The 11960-nt window shown below is 64.0% G+C and carries 6 protein-coding genes; 1 reads left to right on the forward strand and 5 read right to left on the reverse strand.

Annotation, left to right across the window (positions count from 1 at the left end; all coding sequences use genetic code 11):
• Positions 1-63 precede the first annotated feature (63 nt).
• From VEK15_29390 to VEK15_29405, 4 genes are all read right to left on the reverse strand, one after another.
• The gene (locus tag VEK15_29390) at positions 64-771 is read right to left on the reverse strand and encodes an energy transducer TonB (protein HXV64848.1); all 708 of its coding nucleotides are present in this window, start codon (positions 769-771) and stop codon (positions 64-66) included.
• Positions 772-977: 206 nt separating this feature from the next.
• Positions 978-3674, reverse strand: coding sequence for an ABC transporter permease (locus tag VEK15_29395; GenBank protein HXV64849.1), 2697 nt, complete (start codon positions 3672-3674; stop codon positions 978-980).
• Positions 3675-3676: 2 nt separating this feature from the next.
• A complete protein-coding gene (locus VEK15_29400; protein ID HXV64850.1) occupies positions 3677-3991 on the reverse strand; it encodes a helix-turn-helix transcriptional regulator in 315 nt (104 codons plus the stop codon).
• A gap of 119 nt (positions 3992-4110) precedes the next feature.
• Complete coding sequence (locus VEK15_29405) at positions 4111-7383, reverse strand: carboxypeptidase regulatory-like domain-containing protein (GenBank protein ID HXV64851.1); 3273 nt, start codon at positions 7381-7383, stop codon at positions 4111-4113.
• Between the two features lie 234 nt (positions 7384-7617).
• Between VEK15_29405 and VEK15_29410 the strand changes: the two genes are divergently transcribed.
• Positions 7618-9015: a HAMP domain-containing sensor histidine kinase gene (locus VEK15_29410; GenBank protein HXV64852.1), complete on the forward strand. Its 1398-nt coding sequence runs from the start codon at positions 7618-7620 to the stop codon at positions 9013-9015.
• Between the two features lie 3 nt (positions 9016-9018).
• Here VEK15_29410 and VEK15_29415 read toward each other — a convergent pair whose 3' ends face one another.
• On the reverse strand, positions 9019-11796 hold the full coding sequence (locus VEK15_29415) for a cation-transporting P-type ATPase (GenBank protein HXV64853.1): 2778 nt from the start codon (positions 11794-11796) through the stop codon (positions 9019-9021).
• Positions 11797-11960 lie beyond the last annotated feature (164 nt).

Here is an 11960-nt window from a genome sequence, read left to right on the forward strand (position 1 = left end):
CTCTTCGCGGCAAACGACCTGGCAGTCGCTGATAGGCGGCCGGGAAAGTCCTCAGAACGTGCGTCAATTACTCAACTGGAACGTCACCGTCACCGTCATCACGATCGGAACCGGGACACCGTTCAGTCGTGTAGGCTCGTACTTCCATTGCTTGACGGCGTCGATGGCCGACTCATCGAGAAGGGGCCTGGAGCGCAACACCCGAACGTGGGTGACGTTTCCTGCGGGATCGATGATGGCTTCGAGGATCACGATGCCCTCCACGCGCGCCTGTTTCGCGATCTCGGGATAGATCGGGGCGACATCTCGGGTCTTGCTCGGGGGGCGAACTATCCCGCCCACCCGCACAGGCTCTTGCGGCTGTGGTGGGAGTGGCTCTTCAGGTAGACATCCACAAATGCCTCCGATGACTCCATCCGGAACACCACCCCCGACACCAATCACACTGAGATCCAGCCCCAGGTCGTCCATCCCGATCTCGCTCGGAATCTCTACGGGTACGAGGAACGAATGCGTGGCGGTCAGCATCGGCCGACGGACCACGGATCCGGGTCGCGCTTTCGGCGGCAGTGGTGGGGGTGGGGGTGGTCGAGGTGGTGGCGGTGGCTCCATGAAAGTCAGGACGTTCTCGGGCACAGGCAAACGATCCGTCGCCATGAGTGGCACGATGACCAATGCGGCGATGACTCCGCCCTGGATGAAGAGTGAAACCACGAACGTTGCCGCAGACCTTCGCGCGTTTCCATCGGACGTCAATGCATGCTCGAACATTCCCTCTTCGCCTCCACGATGTGAAATCGTGAACGATTTCAACTTGGTTAGAGCGTTAGACCCTGAGAGCCCGGAAAAGTTCCCGGAAAGTCAGGCAGGGATGTCGGGAATCGTCTGCATCGGGCTCCTTCGTGGGGATGAGATGTGAGCACGGAGTGCGAATAATCTTCGTCTTCAGACTGAGCGCGGAAGCCAACGATGGCGCACTAACCGCGGAGAACGATGACCGGCTCGACGCGAAGCGCGCGGCGGGCGGGAACGTAGCAGGCGAGCACTCCGACCGCCCCAAGCAACAAGGGCACGAAGGCGAAGGTGGCCGGGTCGAAGGGTCTCACCTGAAACAGCAGGGCGGCAACGACCCGCGCGAGTGCGAGGGACACCAGAATGCCAAAGACCCCGCCCGAGAGAAGGATCCTTATACCCTCGCCGATGAGCTCTCCCAGGATGTCGCGATCGCTCGCGCCGAAGGCGCGGCGGATTCCGATCTCCCGGGTCCGCCCCAAAACCGCCTGCGAGACGACGCCGTAGACGCCGACGACCGCGAGCGAGAGCGCGATGGCGGCGAAAGTCACGACGAGCGCGGTGCGGAAGCGGGGTCCGGATACCGATTCCGCTGCGACGCGATCGAGCGTCTTGGGCTCACCGGGAGCGAGGGTCGAGTCGAGCGCGGCGACGGTCGAGCGCAGGACCGGCGCGACGGCAAGGGGGTCGCCGCTGGTCTTCACCGTGAGATACATATCCCGCCACCACGGCTCCTGGAAATAAGAAACGTACACCGTCGGCGCCGGGCCGGCATCGAGCCCGTCATACTTCACGTCGGCGACGACGCCCACGATGGTGTTCCATTGGCCGTCGGGCCTCGGTTCGCCCAGCTGGATGCGACGGCCGATGGCGTCGCCCCCAGGGAAGAAGCGCCGAGCGAGCGTCTCGTTCACGATCGCGACCTGTGTCGAGTCCGGGCGATCGCCGAGATCGAAGTCCCTGCCCTCACGAGTGGGGATTCCCAGGGTCTCGAAGTACCGGGGGCTCACCAGGAGCTGCTCGGCAAGAGGTGGCGTCTGATGGGGTGGGACAGGACGACCCTCGACGGTAAAGGGATTGGTCATGACCAGGAGGTCCGGAGGCAGCGCCATGCTGCACGCGGCCTCGAGCACTCCCGGAAGTCCGCGGACCTCGTCGAGAAGGCGGCGCCAGAAGCTCTCGACGTTCAGGTCGTCCGGGTAGGTGGCCTCTGGCAGGGCCAAGGGCAAAGCCAGCACCGAATCGAGCTGCGCGCCCGTATCGACACGCTGCAGCTCGTGAAGGCTCCGCAGAAGGAGTCCCGCCCCGACCAGAAGCGACGTTGCCATTCCGACTTGCACTGCCGCGAAGACCCAGCGGAGGTGGCGCGCTCCCGCAGTCTCGCCCGCCGAGGTGGCGGATTCCTTCAGAGGGGTCGCCGAATCGACTCGAACGCTCGAGAGCGCCGGCGCGAGCCCGATGAGCAGGGTCACGCCGCAGGCGAGCCCGCTGACGAACAGAAGGACCCACGGCTCGAAGGAGACCTCTTTAGGAAGGAGAAGCGTTTCCGCTCCGAGGTCGATGAGCGGCCCGAGGCCGGCCAGTGCCAGTGCGTGTCCCAAGATACCCCCGGCGCTCGCGAGGAGCAGGCTCTCCATCAGCAGTTGGCGTGCGAGTATCCACGGGCGCGCGCCAAGTGCCGAACGAACCGCGATCTCACGCCGCCGCCCCACCGACCGGGTCAGGAGAAGGCTCGCGACGTTCGAACAGGCTACGAGCAGCAGAATGCCGACGCATCCGAACAGAAGCAGGAGCACGGGACGTCTTTGGCCCACGAAGAATTCGGGGAAGTCCTCCACCGCGAAGGCCCAGTCCGAAGGCGAGCTCGGGTAGCGGTTCTTGATGGCGCTCTCGATGCCAAAAAGCTCCGCTTCGAGATCGCGCCGGCTCGTACCAGGTTTCAGCCTCGCGATCGTGGTCAGGAAGAATGGCGCTCGATGGTTCGGCTCGACCACGGTCAGGATCGGCCACACGTCCAGAAGCTCAGCGCGCATCCATCGGAAGTCGGGAGGCATGACTCCGACCACCGTATGCGGCTCACCGTCCAGATTCAGCGCGCTTCCGATGACACCCCAATCGGATTGAAGGTAACCCTGCCAGAAGCGATGGCTGACGACGACCCGGCGTGGCTCTCCCGCTCGATCGTCTCCCGATCGAAAGAGCTGTCCCATGAAAGGCCGAACTCCAAGCGTGGGAAAAAACTCCGCGCTCACGAAAGCTCCGGCGATCCGGATGGGCCGCTCTCCGCCCGAGATTTGAAAGCTCTGGCGCACGAAGAGCGCCCCGGTGCTCTCGAGCGTGCGGGCCTGCGCGCGCACAAACGAGAAGTCCGCCACCGACAGTGTGCCGCTCGCGTCGCCATCACTGTCGCTTTGGAGAGAAATATTGACCAGCCGCTCTGGCTCGTGAAATGGGAGCGGGCGAAGAAGAACCGCGTGGACAAGGGTGAAGATGGCGGTGGTAGCGCCGATCCCGACCGCGAGAATCAGTACCGTCGCCGCAGTGAACCCAGGGCTCGAGGCAAGCTTTCTCGCCGCGAAGCGCACGTCGTCCCCAAGTCCGATGACGAATCGCCGGTGCGGCGGTTTCCGCGGCCGGGCGCGGCCTCCCGCTCCTTGGCGCGAAACCCAGGCTTCGACGACGGCTTCGACCGAGCCGAAACGGCGGATGGCCTCACGGGCGGCGTGGTGCGGAGGAAGGCCGCTCTCCTCGAGCTCTTTCATGCAATCGGCGAGATGTTCTTCCGCCTCGGTGACGAAAGCTCCGGCCGGAAGCCCTCTCGCCTCGAGCGAACGCTCCAGCTCAGCGAGAAAGGCAGCGACTTCCGGATGCGCCCCGGGCACGTCTATCCAATAGCCCGCGAGACGGCGAGCGAGAACGTGCGCCAGCCGCGGCGGCGGCTAGCGAGCTCGGTTCGACCTCGCGCCGTCAGACCATAAACTCGGCGCGAGCGCCCGTTGACGAGAGTCCAGGAGCTTCGGAGCAGGCCGGCGTCCTCGAGCCTTTGGAGCGCGGGGTAAATGGTACCGTCAGCGAGATCGAAGGTACCCCGCGTACGTCTCCGGATCTCGCCGATGATGGCGTAGCCATGCGCCGGCTCGCGCTCGAGGGCGGCCAGCACCAGGAGGTCGAGATGCCCCTTCAGCGCTTCTCGAAAGATACCTCGCATAACGATATCTAGTTATACAACGTATAGCGATATCGGAAGGAAGTCAAGCGTTCTGTTGAATGGTGGAGCTACGCAGAGACAGGGCCTGGGGCAGTGAGGTTTCCGTGCCGTTAACGAGGCCGCGGTGAAGGCGCCGGAGCCACCACCATCTGCAGCTCGGCGCGGCCACCCGGCATAACCGTTACGACGGCTATTCCCTCGAGTTCATCTTTGTTCGCGGCCTTGACGTGAAGGCTGCCGGCGGGAACGGCGAGTGACGCGCGGCCATTCCGATCGGTTGCGGTCTGAGCGCCCCGGATCTTGTGCCCGTCGACGGCGACGATGGCGACAGCGATCTCGTCCACGGGGGTACCTTCTCCATCGACCACTTCCACGTCGAGCCTGGCCGCGGGGCGAAGCGCGATGTCGACATCTTCCGTACCCGCGGGAATTCCCGTGGCGACGCCGAAGCCCGCGAGCTCCTCGCCCGCCAGGATGTTGTATCGGACACGAGCAAGCCCATCGAGAACGAAGCTCCCATCGGCGACGCTCATCGCGAAGGACATGCGCATGGGAGGAGTGGACAGATCGGGCGAGTCTTCGATCGCGTAGATTCGGAGACTCCCGGTGCCGCTGACTCGCCCCGTGATCCGAAGACCGGCGGTCAGCGACAGCACCACCTCCGAGATTCCGGAATCGCTCACATTGAGCCGCCTTTCGCTAGGAGCAAAACCCTCGGCTCGCGCGACGAGCGTGAATGTCCCTGCTTCGAGCTCGAGCTCGAAGCGGCCGTCCGCCCCCGTTTGCGTTGACGCGCCACGTTCCCAGTCAGCACTCGACTCGGGGCGGGCGCTCACGAAGGCTCTGACCACCGCTTCGCCGGTCTCTTCCTCGACGACTCGTCCCGACACCGCGACGCCCGAAAAATCCAGATCCAGGAAGAACGTATCGAGATCGGGAACGACGACGTTTCGGGACGGGAGGCCGGCGCCGCTGGCATTGACGCTGACGCGGTACTCCCCGGGGGCGTCGACGAGAAGCTCGAAGAATCCATCCTCGCCCGTACGCGCATTCAAGTAACGCAAGCTGGAGGGAGCCTGGGTAACGCCTGCCTGGCTCCAGCCATAAATGACGCCCCCTTCCGAGGGCCAGAGATCGATCTCGACACCCGAAAGCGGTGCGCCGGCACGGTGTATCTGTCCTTGAACGAGGATCTGCCGCGAGTCGAAGTTCACTTGAACGGTCTCGTTCTCGCGAATCTCGACCTGACGCGCCTGAACGGCGTAGGTGGCGTAACCCGACGTCGCAACCAGCGAAACCTCGACGGGTCCGGGCGCGAGATGGTCGATGCGGAAGGAGCCATCCGTCCCGGTTTGCACCGATGCCGAAAGGGACATCGAGCCGGCGCGCCGAAGTGGCATCACTTGAATCGTCCGGACGGCGACGTTCGTACCGTCCCGGCTGCGCACATAGCCTTCGATCGCGCCACCACCGCGGAGCACGAGCTCGACGTCCTTCGCTCCGGAGCTCGAGTCGATGTCGATCCCTTCGAGCCGGGTTTCGGCATAACTCGGGTGGCTCGCGGCAACGTCCACCTTGCCGTCGGGCAGTCCCCGGACCTCGAACGAACCGCTGCCGTCGGTGGTCTTGCCGAGGTCGTCGGTGGAGAAGAAGCGTTGGCCGGGCGTGCGTACGGTGACCATGGCGCCGGCGATCGGTGCCCCGGCTGTGTCGATCACGATGCCTCGGAGCCTCGCGCCCCTTCGCAAACGGATCTCGCCGAGCTCGGTCACCGCGCCGGGTGTCACGCGTACGTTCGAGACAACCTCGGGAACGAAGTCCGCTGCCGACACCTCGACCGCGTACTCGCCCTCGGCGACGTCCTCGACCACGAATAGTCCGTTATCTTCGCTGACACCGGTCGTCGCGCCTCCGAATCCCCGGCGCTCGGGCGCGCGCGCCAGGACGCGAAACGAGCCGATCGGTCTGCCCTCGGTATCGGAAACCGATCCTCGAATCGTGCCCGCTGGCCTCAGAGCAACGGTGATGGCCTCGGATCCCGCCTCCACGTCGGTGACCTCCCGACCGTAACCCGGCGCCGCCACCATGAGGTGGTAGAGCGCTTCCTCGAGCCCCGCGAGAACGAACCGGCCTTCCCAATCGGTCTCCGTGTCCGGCTCTCCCTGCGCCGAAATGCCCCGGTCGCTTCCGCTCGCTTTGAACGCCTGGACCCGAGCGTCCCCCACGCCCTCGCCGTCCGCGTCGACCACCACGCCACGAATCGCGATGCCCACCTCGAGGACAACCTCTCCAATGTCTACCGGGCTCTTGCCGCCGACGTAAAGATCGACGCTCTCGCTGCCATACCCCCGCGCGCTGAGGCGAAGCCGGTGCTCGCCTCGCGGAACACCTGAAAGGGTGAACGTGCCGTCGTCGTCGGTGTCGGCGCCGAGACGGGATTCGATCAGTCGTCCCACGGAGCCGCCATCGAGAGCTTCCAAAGCCGCCCGGCCGCGCACCGGCTCGTCGTTTGCATCGATCAGACGCCCGGTGACGCTCACGCCTTGGGTCAAGACCAGATCGACCTCGACGTCCCGATTTTCGAGCGTCGCCTCCGATGCCGAAGGAGCGTAGTCCGGGTGCCGTGCGTAGAGTCGGTAGCGGCCCGGCTCGAGGCCGAGAACGGCGAAGCCTCCTTCCGCGTCGGTCTGCTGCGTCGAGCTCACATGCTGCCGGGAGAAGATATCGCTTCCCGTCCACTCGGCATCCACGAAGACGCCCTCGACCGGCTCACCTTTCTCGTCGGTAACGCGACCGGTGATGCCCACGCCCCGGAAGAGATAGAGGACGACGTCTGCTTCCGGGTTTGCGTTGTTGTTCGACGCACTTCCGTAGCCCGGGGCGCTGGACCTGACGCGATAGGGACCTTCTCCTAGCCCTCGAAGCTCGAACCGACCCTCGCGATCCGAAACGGTCTCCACGAGGCCAAAGCGAGGGTGGTCTTCCAGCCTTCCGCTTGCGGCGACGGCGCGCGACTCGACGACGGCCCCGGCGATGGGCTCGAGCGTATCTCCGTCCAGAACCCGCCCTGAGAGAGACGACCCACCTCGCTCCAGCACGATGTGAAGTGGCTTCTCCACCGGCACATCGCGTGCCCGAAACGGCGCAAACCCGGGCGCGTGGGCCGCGACGGTAAAGGGTGGTCGTCCGCTCAGAGCCACCGAGAAAACACCGTTCGCGTCCGTCGTCGCGCTCGCGGCCGGAGCGTCGTAGCGGACGTTGCCGGGAGACACGGCCACGATCGCTCCTTCGACCGGTCGGCCCGACTCGTCTTGGACGGTGCCTCGAAACGCGGAGACGCCCTCCGCCTGGACGACTAGCGACAGCCAGACCAGCAGGTGCATGCCGCACCTCCGTTTCCGGAAGTCTAGCTCAAGTCTCCAAGGGCGCTCCTCGACCATCGCCGCGGTGGCGAGGACGAAGCCGATCGACGTCCACGCTAGCGTGAGGGACGTGTGTCCACGGAGTTTGAGTACCACCTTGGCCGGTGAGGGAGTTACCGGGGAAGAGGTCAGAGTAACGGTGTAGCCCCTCCGAAATAGTTTCTTAGGGTAAGCTGTTCACGCTCGCTCGAGACCATGTCCGTTCGCAACACTCTGCTCCGTCTGACCCATCTTGGAGTAACCCCCGAATCCTCACCGTCCGACGCCAAATACATCACCCTGACCAACTCGATCTGTCTTCTGAGTGTGACGGTCAGCCTCATCTACCTCGTCGTGAACCGGTCGGTGGAGAACCCGCGCTTCGTTCGGTTCGGGCTGCCGCTCGTGAGCGCCGCCGTCTACGCCGTTCCCCTCTTCTTGAACCACCGGAGGCGCTATTGGGCTGCGACGACGACCATGTGCGTCGCTGGGCTTGCGACCCAGCTCGCGTTTACGATCGGCTTCGGGACCATTTCGGGAAACCAGTTCTACTTCTTGCCCATTCTGGGAGGCGTGGCGCTCCTCTACCCGCAGCAACATCGCTGGACCGCGGTGTTTCTCCTGCTCGCCGGCCTCCTCATCTTCACCTCGCTCGTGCTCTGGGGTGAGAACTTCGAGCCCCTCGTCCCGGTCGATTCCCAGACTTCCCGCACGTACTATGTCCTGGCTCTCATTTTTTCCGCCGCGCTGATCGTATTCATTTCCTACTACTCCGGTCGCAGAACGGCCATTGCCGAACGGCAGCTCGAGGCCCGCTCGGCGGATCTGGCCCGCGCCCTGGACGAGCTGAAGACGACGCAAGCGCAAATGATCGAGGCCGAGAACCAGGCGACGCTTGCACGGCTGGTCGCGGGGCTTCTCCATGAGGTCAATACTCCGATCGGAGCGATTCGCTCCACCGCCGAGACCGTCAAAGGAGCCGTTGCTCGCTGGGGCCAGATCGTCGCCCGACGGGCCGACGGCGCGAGTCACGCCGAGAGAGAATCCACACTCTCCGCGGTCGAGGTGTGCTCCGAGCTCTGCGAATCGCTCGAGTTGAGTACCGGCCGGGTCTCGACCGTCGTCGAAGGGCTCCGCCAATTCGTCAGACTGGACGAAGCCGAACGCAAGACGATGGACGTGCGCGAGGCGCTCGACGTGACTCTGGCTCTTCTCGGTCCGTCGATCGAACAACGGATCGAGGTCAGGCGGAACTATCCCCGCTCACTACCCCATGTCCTTTGCTTTCCGGCGAAGCTCAACCGGACTTTTCTAGCGGTGCTTCAAAACGCCGTTCAGGGCATCGAGGGGCGCGGAGTCATTCGCGTCGCCGTGCGCGAGCTGGTGGGAGAAATCGAGATCGAGCTAGCCGATGACGGCAAGGGCATTCCGAAGACATTGCTGCCCGAAATCTTCGAGCTCGGGCTGACCCGAAAGGGAAACCGCGTCGGCCTCCGCCTCGGCCTGCCCCTCAGCAAGCGAAGCGTAGAAGAGATCGGCGGGCGATTGCACCTGGAGAGCACAGAAGGCATGGGCACCACCGTCCTAATCACGCTTCCGGTAAGCGGAGGTTGATACTCACTCGGCATCCGCGTCGTAAGAGTGCGACCGTCCAGCTTTTCCCCGATGTAGTGACAAGAAGAGCTGGCCCCCCGCCAGAGGAGCCAAGCTCATGCCCAGGGCGAGGGCCCATCCTTTCGTCCCCGGCATTCGCGTCGAGAGAACCACGTTCAAGCCCGGCATGTAGACGGCGGCCACCAGCAGACCGATACAAAGAACTAGCGCGCCCCACACAAACGGATTGGTGACAATCGCGTTTCTCAGGAGTCCCGATCCGGGAGTCCTCATGTTGAACACGTGCCACAGCTGAGCCATGGCGAGCGTGAGGAACGAGACCGTCACCGCCTCGGCTTCGTTCAAGCCCAGATACTCGAGTCCCAGAGCGAGGGCTCCGAGCACGGATATTGCGATGAAAGTGCCGTAACCGAGGATGCTGAGCCAATGATCTCGGGTGAGGAGAGGTTCTTTCGGATCACGCGGCGACTCCTGCATGACGTTGGCATCGCCCTCACCAAGTCCGAGGGCCAGCGCGGGAAAAACGTCGGTGACGAGGTTGAGGAACAAAATCTGCAGCGGCAATAGCGGTAGGGGCGCACTCGCGACCGAGGCCACCAGGATGACGAGAATCTCGCTCACGTTGCAGGAGATCAAGTATCGAATGAATGTGCGGATGTTTCCGAAGATGACCCGACCCTCCTTCACCGCCTCGACGATGGTGGCAAAGGCGTCGTCGCGGAGAATCATGTCTGCCGCCTCGCGGGCCACTTGGGTTCCTCGTTTGCCCATCGCGATTCCGATGTCAGCTTGATTGAGTGCCGGAGCGTCGTTGACCCCGTCCCCGGTCATGGCGACGATGTGGCCGTGGCGCTGATAGAGTTCGACCAGATCGAGCTTCTGTTTCGGGGTGACCCGGGCAAACGTGGTCGCTCGCAGAATCCTCTGCTGCTCGGTCTCATCCAGCGACTCGGAGAGCTCGAGCTCGCGTCCCTCGCGGACCACTTCTTTCGCCCCGGTGAAGAGCCCGACTTCACGGCCGACGTAGCGTGCGGTGGGCACCTGATCCCCAGTGAGCATGACCACGCGAATCCCGGCGTCGAGACATTTCGTGATCGCGTTTCGGACGTCGCTCCGTGGCGGGTCCACGAGACCGACGAAGCCGAGAAAGCACAGGCCTTCATAAGGGGTGGAATCGACGTCGGCAACGGTACTTTCCGCGACAGCAAGAATCCGGAGTCCGCCGGAAGCCAGGGTCCGGTTGCGCTCGAGCCAAGCTCCTTTTTTCGGTTCGTCGAACGGCTGATGTTCTCTCGAGGTACGTATCGTCGTGCACGCGGCGAGTATGGCCTCGGGAGCGCCCTTCACCGCGACGCGGAATTTGCCGTTGGTCGCGTGGAACGTCGCCATCATCTTGACGTCCGGGTCGAAGGCCACCTCGCGCGCCTCCGGAGTGCGGGCCAAGAGCGATTCTCTTTCGATTCCGGCTTTGCCTCCGGCTACGAGGAGGGCCACTTCCACCGGGTCGCCCACCATTTTTTGGCCGTCGGCAGGCACCCACGAGGCATCGTTGCAAAGGACTCCGACCTCGAGAATGGATGTGAGAACTGGATCGCCGGCCGGGTCGAATCGTTTTCCGTCCCGCTCGAACTCCCCTTCGACCGAAAACGCGCCGCCCGTTACCCCGACCTCGCCGTCGGTCGTCACAATGGCGCGTACCGCCATCTGTCCTTCGGTCAGAGTGCCGGTTTTGTCGACGCAGATCACGTCGGTGGCCCCGAGCGTTTCGACGCTGGCCAGGCGGTTGACCAGGGCATTTCGTTTCGTCATGCGCCACATCCCCCGGGCCAGGGCCAGCGTGGCGACGATGGGTAGCCCTTCGGGAATGGCGGCGACGGCGAGAGCGATGGAGGTCTTCAGGACGACGATGATGTCTCGGCTCGCCAGAATTCCCGTGACGCCCACGATGGCGGTGACGAGCAGCGTCAGCCAGATGAGGTTGCTCCCGAGCCGGTCGAGGCGTTTTTCCAGCGGAGTCTGCCCGGTGTCGAAGGATTCATCGACGAGGGCGGAGATGGTGCCCAGCTCGGTCGCCATCCCCGTGGCCACCACGACACCGGTGCCGGCGCCACGCGTCACCGCGGTCCCCTTGTAGACCATGTTGGCCCTCTCGGGTAATGGCGTCTCCCCATCGAGCCGATCGATGTGTTTGTCGACCGGAACCGACTCACCGGTGAGCGCGGCTTCGTTCGACTGGAGCTTCGATGCTTCCGTCAGTCGGAGGTCTGCGGTCACGACGTCACCGCCTTCGAGGAGAACCACGTCTCCCGGCACGAGGCCGTCCGCGGGAATACTCGTCACCTTGCCCTCTCGGCGGACCGTCGCAGGAACGCTTCCGAGCTTCCGCAGCGCCTCCATGGATCGCACCGCCTGCAGCTCGGAGAAGAATCCGATGAGTCCGTTGATGAGGATGACCGCACCAATCGCCAGGGCTTCCAGAAAGTCCGCAGTGACGAGCGACACCATCATCGCCGCGGCCAGGAAGAGAACGATCAAGCTTCGGAACTGATCGACGAGAATGATCCAAACGCTCTTGGTCTTCGCCTCTCGGAGGCGATTGGGACCGTAGCGTTTCCGTCGACGGTAGACTTCCTCCGTCGTGAGACCACGCTCGACGACGACCTCGAGTCGTCGAACAACGTCTTCCGCCGAATGGCTGAATGCATCGTCAACGGCTCGATCGGCAACATCTTCCGCCGCGTTCTGCGACGTCGTCGGAAGGATTGAACCGTCGAGATCCATTCTTGGTGACGTAAAGAATACGTCAACCGAACCACCAGCGTTATCGACGGTCTATCCGCCTGGAGCTTATGAACGAAACCTGGCGGGGTCGACGGGGAGGTCGCTTGCGACGTGCGAGTGGATCGGCCGGAAGAGAGATGAACCCCGGAGAGGCGGGCAGGCCT

The organism is Vicinamibacteria bacterium (assembly GCA_035620555.1).
GTDB lineage: Bacteria > Acidobacteriota > Vicinamibacteria > Marinacidobacterales > SMYC01 > DASPGQ01.

Bases quoted from the DNA above. Each gene is read 5' to 3' on its own strand.
- VEK15_29390 (HXV64848.1), bottom strand. From the start codon at position 771: ATGTTCGAGCATGCATTGACGTCCGATGGAAACGCGCGAAGGTCTGCG.
- VEK15_29405 (HXV64851.1), bottom strand. From the start codon at position 7,383: ATGCACCTGCTGGTCTGGCTGTCGCTAGTCGTCCAGGCGGAGGGCGTC.
- VEK15_29410 (HXV64852.1), top strand. From the start codon at position 7,618: ATGTCCGTTCGCAACACTCTGCTCCGTCTGACCCATCTTGGAGTAACC.
- VEK15_29415 (HXV64853.1), bottom strand. From the start codon at position 11,796: ATGGATCTCGACGGTTCAATCCTTCCGACGACGTCGCAGAACGCGGCG.